Source organism: Pseudomonas sp. RW407 (assembly GCF_003176655.1).
GTDB classification, from domain to species: Bacteria; Pseudomonadota; Gammaproteobacteria; order Pseudomonadales; family Pseudomonadaceae; genus Pseudomonas; species Pseudomonas delhiensis.
Genome location: NZ_QGSL01000091.1, coordinates 857,162 through 877,990, shown reverse-complemented (window position 1 = coordinate 877,990; position 20,829 = coordinate 857,162). Strand labels below are relative to the sequence as shown.

Genomic DNA, 20,829 nt, shown 5'->3' with positions numbered 1-20,829 from the left:
TTTTGCTTGTTGTCCTGCCCCTGGAACAGGGGCCCGCATCAGCGCCGGATGGCGATGCGTCTCCCGCAGTAGCCGGGGTGACGGGCCCCCTGGTACTGCCTGAAGAGTTCGGAAACCCGGCGGTCCACCGCGTCGGCGAAGACGCAGGCGCGGCCGGCCTGGAAGTCGACGTTCATCAGCATCTGCTCGCTGACGGCCAGCGGCTCGTCGCTTCCCTCCCGGTGGAGGTCGTGGACGATGTGCAGGCGCTTGAGGTCGCGGTCGATGAACCGGGTGCGCACTTCCAGCGCGTCGCCCAGCTTCGCCTGCGCCAGGTAGTTGATGTGCGCTTCCAGGGTGAACAGCGTGTGCCCGGTGTCGGCGCGCCCCGCCTCATCCAGGCCGATGCGCTCCATCAGCGCATCGGTGGCGTAGCTGAAGATCAGCAGGTAGAACGCATCGCGCAGATGCTCGTTGTAGTCGATCCAGTCACGCAGGACCGGCGTCCGGTAGGTCAGCATTCGGTCATTCCCCTGCGCTCAGAGATCCAGTTCCAGCGTGCCGGACAGCGCCCGCGACACGCAGACCATCATGCTGCCGTTGCAACGCCTCTCGGCCTCGCTCAGCACGCTGTCGCGGTGATCGGGAATGCCGGCCAGCACGCGCGTCTCGCAGGATGCGCAGGTGCCCTCGCGGCAGGAGCTCTCGACCTGCACACCGTTGGCTTCCAGCACCTGCAGAAGGCTCTGGTCGGCGGGCACCTCCAGGCACCTGCCGCTGCGTGCCAGCTTCACCGTGAAAGCGGTGTCGGCCCCGGCCTTCTCCACCTGCCTGGGGGTGAACCATTCGAAGTGCACCTGTTCGGCGGGGAAGCCCCGGGCCGCCGCCTCGACGGCCAGCATCAGGGGCGTCGGCCCGCAGGTGTAGAGGTGCGCGCGCCCGGGCAGCCGGGCGACCGTGCCTTCGATGTCGAACAGCCCGCCGGCCTCTTCGTCCGCATGCAGGGTCACCCGCTCGCCGTAGGCCGCCAACTGGTCGAGGAAGGCGGCCCGCTCGCGGCTGCGCACCAGGTAGAACAGCCGCCAGGGGCGCCGGTTGGCCTCGCACCAGCGGATCATCGACAGGATCGGCGTGATGCCGATGCCGCCGGCGAAGAAGACGAACTCGCCGGCGTCCTCGAACAACGGAAAGTGGTTGCGCGGCGGCGTTACCCGGACCAGGTCGCCGACGTGCAGCGACTGGTGGATGTAGCGCGAACCGCCACGGCTGGCCGGCGCCAGCCCCACGCCGACGCGGTAGCTCTCCCGCTCCCGCGCATCGCCGCACAGCGAGTACTGGCGCACCAGGCCGCCGGGCAGGTGCAACTCGATGTGCGCACCGGCCGTGTAGGCCGGCAATTCGCCGCCGGCGGGGTCGCGCAGCTCGACGACGCGCACGTCCCTGGCGGCGCTGGCGATGTCCGTTACCTGCAGTGTCAGACGTTCGACCGACATGTTCACCTCTACTGCATCCGAAGTTGGGGCCCCTGCCCGCCCGCGGCCGGCAGGGAGCCATGCTTCCCCACCCGGCGTCACTTGCGCCGCAGGTTCGCGCTGGCCTTGAGCATCGCGGTGATCAGTTCGTCGCGTGCCTGCGAGAGCTCCGCCTGGCTGCCGTTGGCGGACTCGGCGGCCACGCCCCGCACCAGCTGCGCGGCGGTTTCGGCATCCAGGCGCGGGTCGCCCAGGTCTTCCCACCAGCGGTGGAAGCTCTCGGTGTACTTCTGGCAGAAGGCCTCCAGCCCACCGGGGCCGCCGCCCAGGTGGAACAGCAGGGTCGGGCCCATGGCCGCCCAGCGCAGGCCGGGGCCGGCCCAGACCGCGGTATCCACGTCCTCGACGCTGGCCGCGCCGATCTTCACCAGGTGGATGGCCTCGCGCCAGAGCGCCGCCTGCAGCCGGTTGGCCACATGCCCAGGGACTTCGCGGTGCACGCGGATGGTCACCTTGCCAACCTGCTCGTAGAAGCGCTCCGCGCCCTCGACGGCCGCCTGCGCGGTGCGCTGGTTGCCCATGACCTCCACCAGGGGGATCAAGTGCGGCGGGTTGAACGGATGGCCGAGGACGAAGCGCGACGGGTCCTTCCAGCCGGCCTGCATTTCGCTCAGCGGCAGGCCCGAGGCGGACGAGGCGACGATCGCCCCCGGCTTGAGCAGCGGTTCGATCTCCCCGTAGAGCGCATGCTTGAGCTGGATGCGCTCGGGCACGCTTTCCTGGATGAAGTCGGCATTCTTCACCGCCTCGGCGGCGCTGCGGTAAAAGCTCAGTTCACCCGGTGCGCCGTCCTTCACCAGCCCCAGCTCCACCAGGGTCGGCCAGGCGTTCTTCACATAGTCGCGGACATCGCTTTCCATCCCCTCGGCGGGATCGAATACCGCCACGTTGCGGCCGGAAGCCAGGAACAACGCCGTCCAGCTGGCGCCGATGACGCCGGCGCCCAGTACCGCCACATTCTGGAACTCATTCATCAGAAGAACCTCGGTTGGAGTGGGGAGGCGGCGGTCAGTCCGCCGTCGATGACATAGCACTGCCCGGTGACGAACCCCGCCTGCTCGGAGGCGAGCCAGGCCACCAGCCCGGCGACGTCCCCGGGCCGGCCGAAGCGCCCGGTGGCATGCCGCGCCAGCGCATCGGCCCTGGCTTTGCCGGGGTCGCGGGCCTGGGCGAAACCGTCCTCGGCCATGGCGGTCATGATCCAGCCCGGGCATACGGCGTTGCAGCGCACCCGTGGGCCATGGTCGATGGCGATGGAGCGCGTCAGGCCATGGACGAAGGCCTTGGAGGCGTTGTACAGGGCCATGGACGGATCGGCGTTCAGCCCGGAGATCGAGCCGAGGTTGACGATGCTGCCGCCCCGCTCCGCCATGACCGGCAGCACGGCGCGGCAGAGGTTGAAGGTACCCTTGGCGTTGATGCCCATGACCAGCTCCCAGTCCTCGTCGGAGGTCTGGTCGAGGGTTTTTTCCACCTGTACGCCGGCGTTGTTGACCAGCACGGTCGGCACACCGAAGTGCTCGAGGGTTTGCTCCAGCACGCGGCGGGCATCGTGGGTCCGCGAGACATCCGCCTGCACCCACAGCACGGCTTCGTCCAGGTCCGCCGGACGCATGCCGCGCCCGCAGGTGGCGACCCGCGCGCCCTGGGCGAGGAACTCGTCGACGATGGCGCGGCCGATGCCGCGCCCGCCGCCGGTGACTATCACGATGTCCTGGCTCATGGCAGTTCCCCATGGGCGAACATGACGTGGCGGACCGCGGTGTAGGCCTCCAGGGCGAACACCGACATGTCGCAGCCGTGCCCCGAGCCCTTCATGGCCGCCCAGGGCATTTCCGGCGTCGCCACGCCGTGGGTGTTCACCCAGGTGAAGCCGTAGCGCAGCCGGCTGGTAACGGCCATCGCCCGCGCGCCATCGCGCGTCCACACCGACGAGGCCAGGCCGTAGCGGCCGGCGTTGGCGATGGCCACCGGGTCCTCGTCGGCGCCGAAGCGCGAGACGCTGACCACCGGTCCGAAGACCTCGCAGGTGGCGATTTCGGCATCGTTGTCGACGTTGGCCACCAGCGTGGGGCGGTAGAAGAAGCCCGGGCGATCCTCGGCGAAGCCGCCGGTCACCACCTCCGCCCACCCGCGCGCACGTTCGACGAAGCCGGCCACACGCTGGCGATGCGCCTCGCTGATCAGCGGGCCCATCTGCGTGCCCGCCTCGCGCGGCGCGCCGGTGCGGATCGAACCCACGGCGGCGGCCAGTTCGGCGACGACGCGGTCGTAGATCGCGTCGGCCACCAGCAGCCGGCAGGGCTGCGCGCAATCCTGGCCGGCGTTGAAGAAGGCCGTGGCTCGCAACGTGGCCACCAGCCTGTCGACGTCGGCATCGGCGTAGACGATCACCGGCGCCTTGCCACCCAGCTCCAGATGCACCTGGCGCAGTTGCCGCGAGGCCGCGCGCAGGGCGGCCGCTCCCGTGGCGGGGGAGCCGGTGATGCTGACACCCTCCATGCCCGGAGCATTGACAAGACGATCACCGACACTCGCTCCCTTTCCATTGATCACGTTCACCACGCCCCTGGGCACCACGTCCTGCAGCAGTTCGGCCAGGCGCAGGGTCGACAGCGGCGTGGTTTCCGAGGGCTTGAGCACCACCGTGCAGCCCGCCGCCAGGGGCGCGGCGAGCTTCCAAGCGGCCATCATCAGCGGGTAGTTCCAGGGCGCGATGGCGGCCACCGGCCCCAGCGGGTCGCGACGGATCAGGCTGGTGTGCCCCGCCACGTATTCGCCGGCCGCCACGCCCGACAGCGTGCGCGCCGCGCCGGCGAAGAAGCGGAAGGTGTCGAGGGTCAGCGGCATTTCGTCGTCCAGCGCCGAGGGCCAGGGCTTGCCGGCGTTGGCGCTTTCCAGCGCAGCCAGTTCCGGCGCGTGGGCCGCGATGACATCGGCGATGTCCAGCAACAGTGCGCAACGTTCGGCCGGCGTGGTCTTCGAGAACGTCTGGAAGGCCTCGTCGGCCGCTCGCGCGGCGGCGTCCACCTGTTCCGGGCTGGCCTCGTTGACCTGGGCGATGGGCTCGCCGCTGGCCGGGTCGATCACCGCCAGGGCCTCGCCCTCGCCCGCCACCAGTTCGCCGTCGATCAGCATTCGGGTTTGCATGGGCCTCTCCCCTCTCAGAACTCGACCTTGTCGCCGCCCTTGAGCCCGAGGCGCGCGCGGGCCTCGGCCGGGGTGGCGACCTGCAGGCCGAGGTTCTCGACGATCGAGCGGATCTTGCGCACCTGCTCGGCATTGCTCTTCGCCTTCTCGCCCGGCGCGATGTAGAGGCTGTCTTCCAGGCCGACACGCAGGTTGCCGCCCAGCAGCGCGGCCTGGGTGGCGAAGTGCATCTGGTTCTTGCCGGCCGCCAGCACCGACCACTCGTAGTCCTTGCCGAACAGCTTCTGGGCGATGGTGTGCATGTGCATCAGGTTGTCGAGGTCGGCGCCGACGCCACCGAGCACGCCGAACACCATCTGCACGAAGAACGGCGGCTTGATCCAGCCCTGGTCGATGACCCAGGCCAGGTTGTAGAGGTGGCCCAGGTCGTAGCACTCGAATTCGAAGCGCGTGCCGTGGCCCTCGCCCAGTTCCTTCACGATGTATTCGATGTCGGCGAAGGTGTTGCGGAAGATGAAGTCGCGGGTGCTGTCGAGGAACGCCGGCTCCCACGCGTGCTTCCAGCTCGGGTACCTGGCCTTCATCGGGAAGATGCCGAAGTTCATCGAGCCGACGTTCAGCGAGGCCATTTCCGGGCTCAGGCTGACCGCGGCGCGCAGGCGCTCCTCGCGGCTCATGCCCAGGCCGCCGCCGGTGGAGACGTTGAGCACGGCGTCGCTGCGGTCCCTGATCCGCCCCATGAAGTCGCGGAACAGTTCGGGGCGCGGGTCGGGCTTGCCGGTCTCGGGATGACGGGCATGCAGGTGGATGATCGACGCCCCGGCCTCGGCCGCCTCGATGGACGAGCGGGCGATCTCGTCGGGGGTGATCGGCAGGTATTCCGACATGGTCGGGGTGTGCACGCCGCCGGTGGTGGCGCAGGTGATGATGACGGACTTGGGCATGATCGCTCTCACAGTTTCATTTGCTGGACTTGGGCGGTCAGGCCGCCATCGAGGACCCACAGTTGCCCGGAGGCGTACCGGGCTTCGTCGCTGGCGAGCCAGTTCACCAGGTTGGCGACGTCTTCCGGGGTGCCGTAGCGGCGCACCGGGTGCACGTCGCGCACGGCCGCTTCCAGGCTGTGGATGTCGCCGTGGTCGCGGAAGAAGCTGCGCAGCATCGGCGTGTCGACGTAGCCCGGGCAGACGGCATTGACGCGGATGCCTTCCGGGCCGTGGTCGCAGGCCATGGCGCGCGTCAGTGCGTGCACGGCGCCCTTGGTGGCGCAGTACGCCGCCAGGCCCGGGTCGGCGATGAAGCCGTCGTAGGAACCGAAGTTGACGATGCTCGCCGCACCGCTGTCGCGCAGCAGCGGCAGGGCGAATTTCGAGACGAGGAAGGTGCCGGTGACGTTCACCGCGAAGATGCGGTTCCAGTCGGCCAGGCTGGTCTGCTCGATGGTCTGTTCGATCTCGATGCCGGCGGCGTTGACCAGGATGTCGAGCTTGCCGGCCTGTTCCTGCACCGTCGCCATGGCCTGACGCACGCTCTCCTCCGAGCTGACGTCGAGCGGGACGAAGGTCGTGCCCGGCACGGCCGCGGACTCCTTCAGGTCGGCGGCGAACACCGTGGCGCCTTCCCTGACGAAGCGCGCGCAGATGGCGCGGCCGATCCCGCCCAGGCCGCCGGTGACGAAGGCAACCTTCCCTTGCAGCGCGCCGCTCATGCCTCGACTCCCTGTTCATACGCGCCCAGCACCAGGCCATGGAAGTGGTGCAGCGCGTGCTCGGACTTGCCCGAGCCGTTGGGGCCGGTGACGATGCGCCCCTGCTCGAAGGCCGGCGTGCGCATGCCGCGCTGGACGTTCTCCACCAGGGCGATGTCCTCCACCTGCAGCACTTCGTCGAGGTAGCGGATGGCTTCCTTCTCCATCTCGTTCGCCTCGGGCGTTTCGAGGAAGAAGTCGTAGGTCTCGTAGGTCAGGTCCGGACCGGCCGGGATGATGTGCAGCACGATCATCGAGCTGCGCCCCGGGTAGCGCATCAGGCAGGTGTTGGGCCACAGCCACCACACCGCGTGGGTGCGCACCTTGGCCTGGGAGGTGTCGTAGGCGCTGTTCTGGCCCTGGCCGGCCTCGGCCATGTGGCTGGAGTAGATGCCGTGGGTGCGCACCTTGTAGGTGCTCATGTCCACCAGGGTGCAGAAGTCCTTGTGCGCCGTCGGGCAGTGGTAGCACTCCAGGAAGTTGTCGACGACGTTCTTCCAGTTGGACTTGATGGCGTAGGTCAGGCGGTGGCCGAAGGTCAGGTTGGCGATGTCCGGCGCCCAGTGCAGGATTTCCTCCTGCAACTCGCCGGACTGCTCGCGCAGCGGCCGCGCGGCGGGGTCGAGGTTGACAAAGATGAAGCCGCAGAACTCCTCCACCTGCACGGGGCTGAGGTGGATCTCGCCCTTGTCGAAGTCCTTCAGGCCGCCGACGTGGGGCGCGCCGCTGAGCTGGCCGTCCAGGCCGTAGCACCAGGAGTGGTAGGGGCAGATGATGCGGTTGACCTTGCCCTCGCCGCTGAGCACCGGGTGCGCGCGGTGCTTGCAGACGTTGTAGAAGGCCCGCAGGTTGCCGTCGTGGTCGCGCACCACGGCGATGGGGTTGCCGGCGATTTCCGCAGTGGTGTAGGTGCCCGGCTCGCGGACCTTTTCCACGTGGCAGACCCACTGCCAGGATTTGGCGATGATCTGCTGCTGGTCCAGGCGGAACCATTGCGGGTCGACGTAGGCGTCCGCACGCAGGGACTGGGAGATCAGCGGGTCCGGGTGGTAGCCCCGGGCGATGTTCTGGAGTTGTACTTTGGAGATGACTTCAGACATATCAGCGGCCTTCCGGTACAGGAATTTCCTGGGTTTGTGTTCTTGTCTCGGGGCCGATAGTGGTCGTCGCGGGGCAGGCAAAATGTGCAGGATTCGCCGCGTTTTATTCGTTTTTGGCCATGGTCGCTTTTGGACATGAGCATCCCGTTTGCGACCGCCCTGAGGCAGGCGCGCAGGCTCCCGCCGCCCGTGCGGGGCGGGCTGCAGGGCGTCAGCAGTGGCTTTGGGGGAAAGGCGTCAGGGCGTGACCTGGTGCATCGGCCAGGCCCGGAACTCGAACGGGATGCGCCCGTCCAGGCGGTCGCGGCGCGGCGTCAGGCCGAAGCGCTCGCGGTAGATGCGGCTGAAGTGCGACTGGTTGGCGAAGCCCGATGCCACCGCGATCTCCATCAGCGACATGTCGGTCTGGGTCACCAGGCAACGGGCGCGGTCCAGGCGGATGTCGCGGTAGTAGAGCGCCGGGCTCTTCTGCACGATCTGGTTGAACAGGCGGTCGAGCTGGCGCTGGGAGATGCCGATGCGCTCGCAGATGTCCGGGATCGGCACCGCCTCCTCCAGGTTCTGCTCCATGATGCGGATGGCCTGCTTCACCAGGTCCGGCACGGTGTTGCCCAGCGGCTGCGGCGCCTCGGGGTTCTGCTGCGTGCCCAGCGGGCGCAGGCGCTCGTGAAACAGGTAGCGGGCCGTCTCGTTGGCCAGGGTATCGCCGTGCAGCGAGCGGATGACATGCAGCGCACAGTCGGCCGAGGCCGCACCGCCACAGCAGGTGATGCGCTTGCCGTCCATCACCAGCATGTCCTCGCAGATATCCACGTCCGGGTAGAGCTCCTTCAGCGAATCGATGTGCTCGTAGTGCCCGGTGGCACGCTTGCCATCCAGCAGCCCGGCCCCGGCCAGCAGATAGACACCGGTGTCCAGCGCGCCGAGCACCACCCCTTGCCTCGCCCACAGGCGCAGCGCGGCGCTCAGCGCCGGGCTGTGCAGCGTCTCCGGGTTCCAGCTGGAAGACAGCATCACCAGGTCGGGCGCGCCCTGCACCTCGGCCAGCGCCCGGGTGCCGGTGCTCATCGCATTGCTCGCCACCACCGGACCGCCGGCCATCGACACGACTTCCCAGTGGAAATGGGTGTGCCCGCTCAGGTAGTTGGCCGCGCGGAACGGGTCGATGAAGGCCGTGGTGGCCGCGAGGTTGTAGTGCGGGAAGACCAGGATGAGGATCGAGAACGGCGCGGCGGCTTCGGCGGGCATGGGGGTCTCCGTAGCGGCCCGGAGGGCGGGGCTGCCGGGGAGAAATAGCACAGATCGCCGGGGCCCGCGCGGTCGAAACGACATCGCACGACGCAATGAAAAAAGCCCACCGCCAAGGTGGGCTTCCCGGCGCCGCTCGCGCCTCAGAACGGCAACGGCAGCTTGGCCATGCGGCCGCCATCCACGACTATCACCTGGCCGGTGATGAAGGCCGCCGCGTCGCTGGCCAGGAACACGGCGACGCCGCCGATGTCCCCGGGCTCGCCGGTGCGACCCACCGGGTGCAGCTTCAACAGGCCGGCGCGGGCCAGTTCGGGTTGCGGCTGGGCGTCGATGTAGGCGTCGCTCAGTGCCGAGTTGATCCAGCCCGGGGCGATGGCGTTGCAACGGATGCCGTCGCGCCCCAGGTCAACGGCCATGCCCCGGGTGAAGCCATGCACGCCGGCCTTGGAGCCGCAGTAGGCGGCGTGCCAGGGATTGGCGCCGATGCCTTCGATGGAGCCGATGTTGACGATGCTGCCACCGCCGCGCCGGCGCAACTGGGGCAACAGCGCTTTGGCCAGGAATACCGGGGCGCGCAGGTTGACGGCCATCATGCGGTCCCAGTCGTCCTCGTGCATGTCGTCGAGGGACTTCTCGAACATGAAGCCGGCATTGTTGACCAGGATGTCGGCGCCGCCGAAATGCGCCTCGACGGCCCGGGCGATGGCATAGGGCGCCTCGCGCTCGGCCAGGTCGGCCTGGCACCATGCCACCCGGGGGTTGGCGCCCAGGTCGTCGTCCAGCGGCTGGCGCTGGGCGACCAGCACGCGGGCACCGGCCTCCAGCAGCTTGTCGCTGATCCCGCGGCCGATGCCGCGCCCGCCGCCGGTCACGACGGCTACCTTGTCATTGAGCAGCATGCTCGCCTCCTCAGCCCGAAACCGGCTTGGCGCCAGTGACTTCGACCGTTTCCGCGGCGATGTAGCGCGCCTGGTCGGAGGCCAGGAAGGCGATCACGTCAGCGATGTCCTCCGGTTCCGCGATGCGGCCCAGGGGCACGGTCCTGTTCAGTTCCTCGATGGCCTTCTGCGGGTCCAGGCCACGGCGCTCGAAGCCGCTGCGGATCATCGGCGTGTTGATCTCGTGCGGGCACACGGCATTGACCCGTATGCCGAAGGGCGCGGCGTCCCGCCCCAGGTTCCTGGTCAGCGCGGCTACCGCGCCCTTGCTGGTACAGTAGGCGACATGCCCGGGCCCCGGATAGATGCCCCACACCGAGGAAGTATTGACGATGGCGCCGCCGCCGCGCCGCTTCATGTGCGGTATGGCCGCGCGGCAGAGGAAGAACACGGCGTTGAGGTTGACGTCCATCGCCGTGAACCACATCTCGTCGGTGGTTTCCTCGACGGTGCCACGGGGGATGATGCCGGCGTTGTTGAGCAGGATGTCGACGCCGCCGAAACGCTCGACCGCCCGGGCGACGATCGCCTCGCAGTATTCCTTCTCGCGCAGGTTGCCGGCCAGGCATTCGGCCTCGGCGCCCAGGGCGCGTGCCTCGTCGACCATGGCCCGGCAGCCCTCGGTGTTGATGTCCGAGATCATCAGGCGGGCCCCTTCGGCGGCGAACAGCCGTACCAGCGCCTGACCCACGCCGCCGGCGCTACCGGTAATCACGACAATCTTGTTTTCGAACCGCATTGCCTTGTACCTCAGTGGGATGTGTGAGGCAGATGATCGACAGGCCGGGGGCCGCCGACAAACGACTTCTGCAGCGCATTCGATTGATTTTTAGTTAACCGAAAAACCCATGCATGGGAAGAAATCGATAAAATACTGCCCTGCACGCTTGAGTTTTTCTTAACTGCCCAGGCGTCCTTCCATAGCGGGTGAGTCCCCATGAGCAACCTCCGGCATTCGCTGCCGCCACTGAATGCGCTGCGGACCTTCGAGGCCGCCGCCCGCCACGGCAGTTTCAAGATGGCGGCAGAAGAGCTCTACGTGACCCAGGCGGCGGTCAGCCGCCAGATCCAGGTGCTGGAGGACTTCTACGGGCTCAAGCTGTTCCTGCGCAGCAACCGCAAGGTCGAGCTCACCGACGACGGGCATGCGTTGTACCTGGCCGCGTCGTCGGCCCTGCACCACATCGCCAACGCCTCCAGCGACCTGCTGCGGCGCAACGGCCAGGACCACCTCGCCCTGATCACCACCACGGCCTTCGCCCAGCTGTGGCTGATGCCGCGGCTGAAGCAGCTGCGCGCGCAATATCCCGAACTGCAGCTGCACCTGATCAGCACCGAGGGCAACCCCGACTACCAGGAGAACTTCACGGCGGCGGTGACACTGGGGCTGGAGGAGCACCCGCGCTACGTGGCCGAGTACCTGTTTTCCGAGGAGGTGTTCCCGGTCTGCACCCCGGGCTTTCTCGAACAGCATCCCCAGGTCGCGACGTTGCCGGGGCTGCTGGACGCCACTCTGCTCAACCTCAGCGCGAGCCACTGGAAAGCCAGGCTGTGGGCGCCCATCGACTGGGCGTTCTGGCTGCGGCAGTTCGGCCTGGACGCATCCAGAAGCCGGGAGGCCATGAACTTCAGCCACTTCTCCATGCTCATGGACGCGGTGCACCAGGAGGTCGGCGTCGGCCTGGCCTGGCGCCACCTGGTCCAGCCGCAGTTGGACAGCGGCAGGCTGGTGCGCCCCCTGCAGGAAACCTACTTCGCCGACGACAGGAAGCACTACTTCGTCTGCCGCCGCGACCTGGCCGACTCGACGGGCATCCGCATGCTGCGCGAGTGGCTACTGGCGCAGACCCAGGCGCTGAGAAACCCTGCCCCGTAACAGGGCGCCGACTGGCGCGGGGCAAGGCGGCGACCGCCGCGGCGAAGGCCATCGCTACAGACGATGGCCACCCGCCGCGGTACTCAGGCGCCCTGCCCGGCCGCCTCGAACAGCAGCCCGAACAAGCCTTCGCAATCGGCGCTGGTGGGCAGCGCCGCTATCGCCCCGGCGATCTCCTGCCGGAGGGCCTCGTCCAGGGTGATGCCGGCCAGCAGGTCGAACTTGGCGCGGAACTCTTCGCGGCTCATGGCGGTGGCGGGGTCGCCCTTGGCCGCGGTCACCGGACTGGTGAAGACCTGGCCGTCCTTGAGCGACACCGAGACCCGTGAAAGAATCTCGTTGGGGAAGCGCGCGGAAAGCTCGTCGCTTTCGACGATGTCGACGCGCTGGCTGACGGCCAGGATGTCCGAGGCGTGCACCGCGCCCCCGGTCACTTCCAGCGGCCCCACCTGGCCGCGCACGGCCAGGGCCGCCAGCGGGAAGGCCAGGGCGTACTGCGCCTCATCGGCGTTGGCCGGCGTGTGCCCCTGCAAACGCATGGATTCGTGGAAGGTCTGCACCTTGATGCGCTCGATGTTCTCGCCACGGATCTGCGGGTGCTCGGCAATCAGTGCGGTCAGTGCGGTCAGCGCCGGCTGGGCCCAGCGGCACACCGGCCAGGGCTTGAAGTACTGGGCGTCGATCTCCCAGCGCTGGCCCAGGTCGCACCAGTGGTCGGCGACCTCGTCGAATTCGACCGTCTCGGCTGGGGCCCCGGTGACGCCGGCCTCGGCCAGCAGCAGCGCGTTGAGGCCGGCGAAGGCGCCGGCGCCATGGGCGTCCCGCAGCATGGAGGGGTGGTCCACCAGGCGCATCATCGGGCAGCGCGGGCCGAAGTATTCAGCAATGCCCAGGGCGTGGCGGAACTGCTGTTCGTCGAAGCCCAACAGGCGCGCGCCGCCACACACCACGCCGATGCCGGAGAATGCGCCCGAGGCGTGGTATTGCGGTGCCGTGGCCATGAGCGCGGCGCCGGCGCGCAGGGCGGTTTCGTAGCCGATGGTCAGGGCGCTGAGCAGCTCCGCGCCGCTGATGGTGCGTCCCTGCTGGCGACAGGCGTCCACCAAGGCCAGCAGCGCCGGCACCACGGTGGCGCCGGCGTGGCCCTTGGAGGTGAAGTGGCCCTCGTGGGCATCCAGGCTGTCGACGCAGAAGCCGCCGGCCCAGGCCGCGCCCAGCGGGTGCACCGCGCGGCCGTCGAACAGCAGGCGGCTGGAAAGCACGCCCGCCGGGTAGTGGTTCAAGGCATAACGGCGCAGCGCCTGGTTGGTGGCGTTGTCGCGGGCGCCGGCGGCGACGCCGAGGATGTCCAGCAGGCAGGTCTGCATGAGTTCGCGGGTGTGCGCGGGCGCCTGCTCGAAGCGGAATTCACGGACGAACGAATAGAGCGACATGTGGGGCTCCACAGACGGGTATCGGGAATCGGAGGAACGGGTGCCCGGCGGCGGGCACCCGTTGGCGTCACTGCTTGGCCTGGCTGGCGACCGCGCGCGAGGCCTGCAGCCAGCCGTCCCACTGCTGGCGGTGGGCAGCGATCCATTCCTGGGCGTGGCGGCGAACGTCGGCCGGCTTGTTCTCACCCTTCTGCATGCGCAGGTTCTGCTGGCTTTCGTCGTCGGCGCTGATCTGCAGCTGCGAAAGGAACTTGAGCGCGACCGGGTTCTTGTCGGCGAAGTCCTTGTTCAGCAGCGCCTCCACCTTGTCGATGGCGAAGCCCAGGTTCTTGCCCTGGTAGGTGGTGTTCACGTCGTTGTTGCCGTCGGGCAGGTCGGTCTTGGGCACCTCCAGCCAGACCACGTCGCGGCCTTCCACCAGCACGCCGGCGATCCACTGCGGCACCCAGGTGAAGTAGAGGATCGGCTGGCCCTGCTTGTAGCGGGCGATGGTGTCGGCCATCAGGGCGAAGTAGGAGCCCTGGTTGACGTTGACGCTCTTCTCCAGGTCATAGGCCTTCATGTGGTGGGAGATCACCAGTTCGCAGCCCCAGCCCGGGTTGCAGCCGGTCAGGTTGGCCTTGCCGTCGCCGTCGGTGTCGAACAGCTTGGCGATCTCCGGTTTCTTCAGGTCGGTGATGTAGCGGATGTGGTACTGCTCGGCGGTCTTCTTGTCGATCAGGTAGCCCTGCAGCACACCGGGGATCACGTCGCCGGCCTTGACCAGCGTGTGCGGCCCGTCGACCTTCTGGTAGAAGGCGTCGTGCAGCTTGTCCCAGAAGTGCACGGTGAAGTCCGCGTCGCCGTAGGACAGCGCCACCATCATCGCCGCGTATTCGGTTTCCTTCGGCTCCTGCACGTCGTAGCCCAGCTCGCGCAGCCCGGCCATGGCCAACTCGCCGCGGAAGCGCTCCTCGGCGATCGGCGGGAAGATCGGCGTGACCTTCACGCCCTCCCCCGGCTTGTCCGCCGACGCGGCCATCCCGTACAGCGACACCATGCTCAGGGTGATGGCCGCGGCACAGTGCACAAGCTTGTTCTTGAACGTCTCGAAATGCATCGCTGTATACCTCTTGTTCTTTTCGTTGGGTCGGCAGAATGAATGCAAAGCGGTGGCGGCTCGTTCAGGCCGCCTTGTGCGGCACCGGCTGGCTGCCGAACAGACGCAGCAGCAGGCCCACCGGGCCGCTGTGGTACCAGCGGCGGCTCGGGTCGGAACGGGTGCGTTCGCCCATGGCCTGGGTCAGGCGGTCGAGGAAGATCGCCAGCAGCACCAGGCCGACGCCGCCGACCGTGGCCAGGCCCATGTCCAGGCGGCCGATGCCGCGCAGGACCATCTGGCCGAGCCCGCCGACGGAGATCATCGAGGCGATCACCACCATCGACAGCGACAGCATCAGCGTCTGGTTCACCCCGGCCATGATGGTCGGGGTGGCCAGCGGCAGTTGGACGCGCATGAGCATCTGCCGCGGCGTGCAACCGAAGGCGCGGGCCGCCTCGATCTTGTCTTCGGGCACCTGGCGGATGCCCAGGTTGGTCAGGCGCACCAGCGGCGGCACGGCGAATACGATGGTGACCAGCACGCCCGGCACGTTGCCGATGCCGAACAGCATCACCACCGGCACCAGGTAGACGAACGCCGGCAGCGTCTGCATGGCGTCGAGCAGCGGGCGGACGATGCGCTCGATGCGGTCGCTGCGGGCGGAGAGGATGCCCAGCGGGATGCCGATCACGGCGCAGAAGAGCACGGAGGTCAGCACCAGCGAAAGCGTGGTCATCGACTCGGACCACACGCCGATCAGCCCCAGCAAGGTCAGGGTGACGGCGCACAGCGCGCCCATGCGCGGCCCGGCGAGCTGCCAGCCGAACAGCGCCGCCAGCACGATGGCGATCGTCGGCGGAACGCTCTGCAGCACGTACTCGAAACCGTTGAGCACGTGGTCGATGGGCCAGCGAATGGCGTGGAAGACATCTCGGAAATTGCGTACCAGGAAATTCAGGCTGGTTTCGACCCAATCACCCAGCGGAATGACCGCGTTCTGGAAGGGATCGAGGAAACTGGACTCGGACATGCTCGCTACCTGCTTCTAGGAATGACGAGGACGGCTGTTGCGCAAGGCTGCGCTCAGTGCCGGCTGAGGGTCTGCAACAGCTGGTTCTTGGAGATGGTGCCGTGCAGCGCGCCGCTGCGATCCAGAACCGGCACCGGGTAGGGCAGCTCGGCGACGATGTCGAGCACGTCGTGCAGCGGCGTGTCGGTGTAGACCGGGCGCTGCTCGTGCAGGGTGTAGTGCCCCGCGCCCGCCTCGCCCGCGGCGCCGCCTTCGGCGCCCACGACGCCCATCAGCTGGTTGCGCTCGTTGACCAGGTAGCTGTACGGCACGCCGGCGTTGGGCTGCGGCCCCTTGCCGTTGAGGCGGCAGAGCACCGCCTGGTCGAGTTCGGCGACGTCGCCGGCCTTGAGCACCCGCGAGCTGTCGAAACCCTTGAAGAAGGTCCGCACGTAGTCGTTGGCGGGCTGGTTCAGCAGCTCCTGGGGAGTGCCGATCTGCACTACGCGGCCGCCTTCCATGATCGCGATGCGGTGGCCGATGCGGATGGCTTCCTCGATGTCGTGGGAGATGAAGATGATGGTGCGCTGCTGCTCGGCCTGCAGGCGCATCAGCTCGCCCTGCATCTCGTTGCGGATCAGCGGGTCGAGCGCCGAGAAGGCTTCGTCCATGAGCAGGATGGTGGGGTCGTTGGCCAGCGCCCGGGCCAGGCCGACGCGCTGCTGCATGCCGCCGGAGAGCTGGTGCGGGTAGCTGTGCTCGTGGCCTTCCAGGCCCACCTGGCGCAGCGCCTCGCGGGCCCGGCTGTGGCGTTCCTGCTCCCCTACCCCGGCGATCTCCAGGCCGAAGGCGGTGTTCTCCAGCACGCTCATGTGCGGCATCAGCGCGAAGGACTGGAACACCATGCCCATTTCCTTGCGCCGCACGTCGAGCAGGGCCTTGTCCGACAGCCCGGTGATCTCGCGGCCGTTGAGGTGGATGCTGCCGGAGGTGGGTTCGATCAGCCGGTTGAACAGGCGCACCATGGTGGACTTGCCGGAGCCGGACAGGCCCATGATGACGAAAATCTCGCCACGCTTGACCGAGAAGCTGGCATCGAACACCCCGACGACATGCCCGGACTTGCGGAATATCTCGTTCTTGTCAGCGCCCTTGCGCAGCATCTCCATCGCCTCGTTCGGGCGCGGCCCGAAGACCTTGAAGATGTTGCGTACCGAAAGGATATCGTCGGTCTGACTCATACGTTCCTCACCTTATGCTTATTCTTGTGGCCAAGGTCTTGCTGCGGGGGACCTTACGGCCTCGTAGCACCGGTACCGCCGGAAGAATCACGGCCGCCACTGGCGAGGCGGCCCTTCCGTTCTGCAGAAGCTCCTGCAAGGCTTTACAGCGGCCGTCGAAGGCGACGGCGGCGTGTCTTCAAATTAGGGTTCTGCCTGTCGAGCGTCCAACGACATTTGTTCGCTCAAAACCATAACTTGATGTTATTGATCTGGGCTCAAGCCCTGTACCACGGGCACCTGGGGCGTTATGCGTCCTACATGGTTGAGCGGCTTGTTGGTTAGGCACCATCCTTCACCCCGCCATTCCCGCGAACGCGGGAACCCAGTGGCTTGAGGGCTTGGTGTAGCGCGCCGCTCCGAGTGCTCGGATGTCTCTGGTTTCGCCCCCTCGGGCGAGTCACTTTTGTCAAACGGAGGGAGGCCACCCCCGCAAAAAGGAACCAAAAAGGCTTGCCCCGACATACAGGCCCGATGGAGCCAGGCGACCCTCGCCAACTCCCCCGCCACGGAGGCCCGCCCCGAGGGTACGTCCCTGTAGCCCGCGGGGCTCTCGCGACATCCATGTCGCATGACCTCCTTAGCGCCGGTTTCGCTCGGCCTTCTGAAGGGGCGTTTCGGAGTGCGCGGAGGTTTCTCTGGAAATCCTGCTCTTCGTAGGATCGAGGGGGACGCCTAGTTCTTGCTCGCGAACCTCGCGAACTGGCCGGTGACATCTGCGCACGGGTTCAACTCTGCTCCCTCTCCCTGAAGGGAGAGGGAGCCGTTGGGCAGAACCTGATGTTATGGCGTTAGCCGGCAGCCTCGGTGATGTCCGGCTGGAGCCAATCCTTTTCTCGGCCCAGACAGCCCCTCTCCCGCTTGCGGGAGAGGGTTGGGGTGAGGGCGCTCTCAAGCCCTGGTGCGAGGCCCCCAGGCAAGCTCGGTCGTAGGAGCGGACTCCGTCCGCGATCGGATTCACCGGCCACGCCAGACATCCCCGGCGGCACGGCCAACGGCGTATAACCACGAATGGTTATACGCCCTACGCTCCTAAGTCACGGGCGCCAGCGGCGTTTCCGCGGAGCCCGGGCGGGCCAGGGCGACGGCGGCCAGCAGCACCATGCAGCCGCCGATGAGCATCGACAGGGTCAGCCGCTCGCCCATCAGCAGTACGGCGATAGCCACCGCCACCAATGGCTCGACGGTGGACAGCGTCGCCGCCGCCGAAGGACCGATCGCCGGCGCCCCGGCGAGGAACGCGGCGACAGGTATCAGCGTGGCGAAGACCGCCAACCCCAGGGTTGCCAGCCACGCCTGACCACCCACCGGGAAGGCGGCGTGCTGGAACAGCGCGGCGACGGCGAAGGTGGCGGCGCAGCCCAGCAGGACGATGGCCGCCGAGGCCAGCGGGTGCTCATGGCGAACGCGGTGTGTGCCGTAGATGACCGCCGCTCCGTAGGCCATCGCCGCGAACAGTGCCCACAGTGCGCCGATGGAAGCGCCGGCCAGGCTCAGCCCCGTAGCCAGCGCCACCCCGCCCAGCGCCAGCAACAGGCTGAACAGCTTCGGCAGGCTGGTGCGCTCCCCCAGCCAGACGATGGAAACCAGGGTGACGAAGGCCGGAAAGCTGTAGACCAGGATGATCGCCAGGCTCACCGAACTGGCCCGGCTGGCGCTGTAGTAACCCAGCGCCGCCAGGCCGTAGCCCACGCCCAGCAACAGGTTCTGCCGGACCAGGCGCAGGCTCGGCAAGCCGATGCGCTGCCGGCACAGCAGCGCCAGCAGCACCGCGGCCGCGATGGAGAAGCGCGCCAGCAGCAGGCCGATCGGGTTGGCGCCGCCGACATAGGCGAAGCTGGCGAACAACGGCTGCAGGCCATAGCAGAACGCGGCCAGCAGAACGAGAAGAAAGCCTCGGGAATGAGCGCTCATTCCGGGAAGAAAACGCGGGGTCCGCATGACCTGCTCCCTGGGTATCAGATCGACCGGGCATTCGAAAAAGCCCCGCTTCACCAGAGGGTGAAGCGGGGCCTGTCCGCAGCGAACGGGAAAGGAATCAGTCGGCCAAACGACTGGTCATCTCGGTGCAGTACCAGTCCACGAACTGGCAGACGCCGTTCTCGGCAATCGAGGAATACGGGCCCGGCTCGTACGCCGGCGAGTTCACCCCCGCCTGCGCGCCCTCGACCAGGCGCCGGTCCTGGTCGTTGGTGGCGATCCACACGCGGGTCAGGCGCTCCAGGTCGTAGTCGATGCCTTCCTGGGCATCCTTGGGTACCAGCCACTTGGTGGTCACCAGGGTCTCGTTGGGGCCCTGGGGCAGCACGCGGAAGCTCAGGGCGTGGTCGCCGAGGAAATGGTTCCAGGTGGAGGGGTAGTTGAAGTACAGCAGCGCGCCGATGTTCGGCTCGCCGCTCTTGTCCAGGCGCCGCGCCACCGCCGGCTTGCCGTCCATGGTGTAGCTCACGGCGCCGGCCGAGAGCGGGATGCGCGTCATGCGGAACTGCCCCGCCTCGTCCATCACCAGGCGGCTGGGCAGGCCGGCGGCCTCGCAGCGGTCCCAGTGGGCGCTCAACTCGGGGTCCTCCTCGCCGCCCACGCCGGCCACGGAAAGGTTCTCGACGAAGGAGTTGAGCAGCTCCGGGTGGGTGCCGTCGCAGTGGTAGCACTCGCGATTGTTCTCGAACACCAGCTTCCAGTTGCCGCGCTCGACCAAGTTGGACTCGAAGGCGACCTTGCAGTCTTCCAGGTTGTGCGGCCCGATGAAGGGCGAGACCGCGTCGCGGAAGCGCGAGAAGTCCGGCGCGGTCTCGGCGACGCACACGTAGATGTAGGTGTTCACCACCTCGCAGTGCGCCAGCTTCAGGCCGTAGTCGGCGGGGTTGAATTCAGGCCCCATGTTGCCGGCGAACAGCAGCCTGCCATCTAGGTCGAACACCCATTTGTGGTAGGGGCAGACCAGCTTGGCCACCTTGCCGCTGCTTTCCGTGCACACCTTGGAGCCACGGTGCCGGCAGGCGTTGTGGAACGCCCGGACCTGACCGTCGCCGCCGCGCACCACGGCGATGGGATAGTCGCCGATCTGCAGCGTCAGGTACTGGCCCGGCTTCTCCAGCTCGAAGGTGTGGCCGGCGAAGATCCATTCCTTGTGCCAGAGCTGCTCCAGGTCCTGGCGGTACACCTCGGGGTCGCTATAGACCGCGCGGGGCAGCGCGTGGCGGGCCTTGCGTTGGCGAATCAGGTCGAGCACAGCGGCTTTCTTATCCATTGTTGTATGCACTCCAGAACAGGCGCGGTTTGTATCGGTGCATGCGTGGATCGGCCAGCGGCGGCGTCCGGCGCTGGCGGAAGGGCCCTGCGGCGCGGAGGCTTTCTGTCGTCGGTCGCTTCGGCTAACCTCCATCCACGGAGCCTGCCAGCCCGCCGCGATCACAGCATTTGCGGCAGTCTAGGACCGGGGCCGACGCGAAAGAACCGACATTTTTTCCAAGGTCTTGATTACCTGAAGTTATGGTCAAACACACCGAACCCGATCAGACGCTGATCAAGATGCCGTCGCTGCGCGCGGTGAAGTCCTTCGTGGCCGCGGCCAAATACCAGAACTTCACCCGGGCGGCCGAGGCGCTGTGCGTCACCCAGGCGGCGATCAGCCGGCAGATCCGCGAGCTGGAAACCTACCTGGGCGCCGACCTGTTCAAGCGCGTGGGCCGCGCCGTGGAGCTGACCCCGGCCGGCTCGATCTTCTTCGACGCCGTGCAGCTGTCCTTCGTCAACATCTCCCAGGCGGCCGAGCGCATCCGCCACAACAGCACGTCCAAGTCGATCGTCACCCTCTGCTGCTCGCCGGCCTTCTCGGCGCTCTGGCTCGCCCATCGCCTGCCGGGCTTCTTCGAGGCCAACCCGGACGTGGAGCTCAACCTGATCACCACGCAGAACTTCCTCTCCATGGAGCCGGGGACCAGGCCCGACATCTTCATCACCAAGATGGCCAAGATCCGTGAGGGCTACCGCAGCTACCCGCTCGTCCACGACGTCATCTACCCTGTCTGCACCCCGGCCTACCTCGCCCAGCATCCGGAGATCGCGAGCCTGGAAGGTCTGCGCGAAGGCGTGCTGCTCAACCTCAGCCCCTACGGCCGCTCGCAGGTGGCCGAGCACGTCGACTGGAGCGTCTGGATGGCCTTCCAGGACATCGACCTGAACGACGGCCCGGGCAAGCGTCCGCACTTCTTCAATGCCAACGACTACAACCTGCTGGTACAGATGGTGCTGAGCCACCAGGGGGTGGCGCTGGGCTGGGACCACCTGATCGGCCACCTGGTGGCCAACGGCTCGCTGATCCGTCCCGTGGAGCAGGAAGTGGTGCTGCAGGACACCCTGCACTACCTCACGTTCAACGAGGACAAGGAAGACGACGACGCCTGCCGCCGGTTGCGTGACTGGCTCATGGCGCAGTTCTGAGCAGCCGCGG

At 67.6% G+C, this 20,829-nt stretch carries 19 protein-coding genes; 2 read left to right on the top strand and 17 right to left on the bottom strand.

Annotation, left to right across the window (positions count from 1 at the left end; all coding sequences use genetic code 11):
- Positions 1-38: 38 nt before the first annotated feature.
- The 11 genes from DK254_RS16415 to DK254_RS16365 form a co-directional block, all read right to left on the bottom strand.
- Entirely contained in the window at positions 39-500 is a 462-nt protein-coding gene (locus DK254_RS16415) for a thioesterase family protein (protein ID WP_089391268.1), read from the bottom strand.
- A gap of 18 nt (positions 501-518) precedes the next feature.
- A complete protein-coding gene (locus DK254_RS16410; protein ID WP_109934598.1) occupies positions 519-1,472 on the bottom strand; it encodes a PDR/VanB family oxidoreductase in 954 nt (317 codons plus the stop codon).
- A gap of 77 nt (positions 1,473-1,549) precedes the next feature.
- Positions 1,550-2,485, bottom strand: coding sequence for a 3-hydroxyacyl-CoA dehydrogenase NAD-binding domain-containing protein (locus DK254_RS16405; RefSeq protein ID WP_109934597.1), 936 nt, complete (start codon positions 2,483-2,485; stop codon positions 1,550-1,552).
- Positions 2,485-3,234, bottom strand: a complete 750-nt coding sequence (locus tag DK254_RS16400; RefSeq protein WP_109934596.1) for an SDR family NAD(P)-dependent oxidoreductase — start codon at positions 3,232-3,234, stop codon at positions 2,485-2,487. The genes DK254_RS16405 and DK254_RS16400 overlap by 1 nt, the downstream gene beginning before the upstream one ends.
- Positions 3,231-4,661 carry an aminobutyraldehyde dehydrogenase gene (locus DK254_RS16395; RefSeq protein WP_109934595.1) on the bottom strand — a complete coding sequence of 477 codons (1,431 nt, stop codon included), beginning with the start codon at positions 4,659-4,661 and terminating at the stop codon, positions 3,231-3,233. The genes DK254_RS16400 and DK254_RS16395 overlap by 4 nt, the downstream gene beginning before the upstream one ends.
- A gap of 14 nt (positions 4,662-4,675) precedes the next feature.
- A complete protein-coding gene (locus tag DK254_RS16390; RefSeq protein ID WP_109934594.1) occupies positions 4,676-5,605 on the bottom strand; it encodes a 3-keto-5-aminohexanoate cleavage protein in 930 nt (309 codons plus the stop codon).
- A gap of 8 nt (positions 5,606-5,613) precedes the next feature.
- Positions 5,614-6,369 carry an SDR family NAD(P)-dependent oxidoreductase gene (locus DK254_RS16385; protein WP_109934593.1) on the bottom strand — a complete coding sequence of 252 codons (756 nt, stop codon included), beginning with the start codon at positions 6,367-6,369 and terminating at the stop codon, positions 5,614-5,616.
- Positions 6,366-7,508 (bottom strand): SRPBCC family protein, encoded by a 1,143-nt coding sequence (locus tag DK254_RS16380; protein ID WP_109934592.1) that lies wholly within the window; start codon positions 7,506-7,508, stop codon positions 6,366-6,368. The genes DK254_RS16385 and DK254_RS16380 overlap by 4 nt, the downstream gene beginning before the upstream one ends.
- A gap of 237 nt (positions 7,509-7,745) precedes the next feature.
- The gene (locus tag DK254_RS16375) at positions 7,746-8,756 is read right to left on the bottom strand and encodes a GlxA family transcriptional regulator (protein WP_109934591.1); all 1,011 of its coding nucleotides are present in this window, start codon (positions 8,754-8,756) and stop codon (positions 7,746-7,748) included.
- Between the two features lie 143 nt (positions 8,757-8,899).
- On the bottom strand, positions 8,900-9,658 hold the full coding sequence (locus DK254_RS16370; RefSeq protein ID WP_109934590.1) for an SDR family NAD(P)-dependent oxidoreductase: 759 nt from the start codon (positions 9,656-9,658) through the stop codon (positions 8,900-8,902).
- Positions 9,659-9,668: 10 nt separating this feature from the next.
- The gene (locus DK254_RS16365) at positions 9,669-10,436 is read right to left on the bottom strand and encodes an SDR family NAD(P)-dependent oxidoreductase (protein WP_109934589.1); all 768 of its coding nucleotides are present in this window, start codon (positions 10,434-10,436) and stop codon (positions 9,669-9,671) included.
- 198 nt (positions 10,437-10,634) lie between these two features.
- On the opposite strand from DK254_RS16365, the gene DK254_RS16360 reads away from it, so the two are divergent.
- Positions 10,635-11,573 (top strand): LysR substrate-binding domain-containing protein, encoded by a 939-nt coding sequence (locus DK254_RS16360; protein WP_109934588.1) that lies wholly within the window; start codon positions 10,635-10,637, stop codon positions 11,571-11,573.
- 83 nt (positions 11,574-11,656) lie between these two features.
- On the opposite strand, the gene DK254_RS16355 is transcribed toward DK254_RS16360, so the two are convergent.
- The 6 genes from DK254_RS16355 to DK254_RS16330 form a co-directional block, all read right to left on the bottom strand.
- Positions 11,657-13,006, bottom strand: a complete 1,350-nt coding sequence (locus DK254_RS16355; protein ID WP_109934587.1) for an MmgE/PrpD family protein — start codon at positions 13,004-13,006, stop codon at positions 11,657-11,659.
- Between the two features lie 67 nt (positions 13,007-13,073).
- Positions 13,074-14,045 carry a glycine betaine/L-proline ABC transporter substrate-binding protein ProX gene (gene proX / locus DK254_RS16350; protein ID WP_370686648.1) on the bottom strand — a complete coding sequence of 324 codons (972 nt, stop codon included), beginning with the start codon at positions 14,043-14,045 and terminating at the stop codon, positions 13,074-13,076.
- A 124-nt stretch (positions 14,046-14,169) separates the two neighbouring features.
- Positions 14,170-15,117 (bottom strand): glycine betaine/L-proline ABC transporter permease ProW, encoded by a 948-nt coding sequence (gene proW / locus DK254_RS16345; RefSeq protein ID WP_009620115.1) that lies wholly within the window; start codon positions 15,115-15,117, stop codon positions 14,170-14,172.
- 53 nt (positions 15,118-15,170) lie between these two features.
- Positions 15,171-16,337 carry a glycine betaine/L-proline ABC transporter ATP-binding protein ProV gene (proV, locus tag DK254_RS16340; protein ID WP_109934586.1) on the bottom strand — a complete coding sequence of 389 codons (1,167 nt, stop codon included), beginning with the start codon at positions 16,335-16,337 and terminating at the stop codon, positions 15,171-15,173.
- A gap of 1,071 nt (positions 16,338-17,408) precedes the next feature.
- Positions 17,409-18,290 (bottom strand): DMT family transporter, encoded by an 882-nt coding sequence (locus DK254_RS16335; RefSeq protein WP_256595882.1) that lies wholly within the window; start codon positions 18,288-18,290, stop codon positions 17,409-17,411.
- Positions 18,291-18,414: 124 nt separating this feature from the next.
- Complete coding sequence (locus DK254_RS16330) at positions 18,415-19,626, bottom strand: SRPBCC family protein (protein WP_109934584.1); 1,212 nt, start codon at positions 19,624-19,626, stop codon at positions 18,415-18,417.
- A 242-nt stretch (positions 19,627-19,868) separates the two neighbouring features.
- On the opposite strand from DK254_RS16330, the gene DK254_RS16325 reads away from it, so the two are divergent.
- Positions 19,869-20,819, top strand: coding sequence for a LysR family transcriptional regulator (locus DK254_RS16325; protein WP_109934583.1), 951 nt, complete (start codon positions 19,869-19,871; stop codon positions 20,817-20,819).
- Positions 20,820-20,829 lie beyond the last annotated feature (10 nt).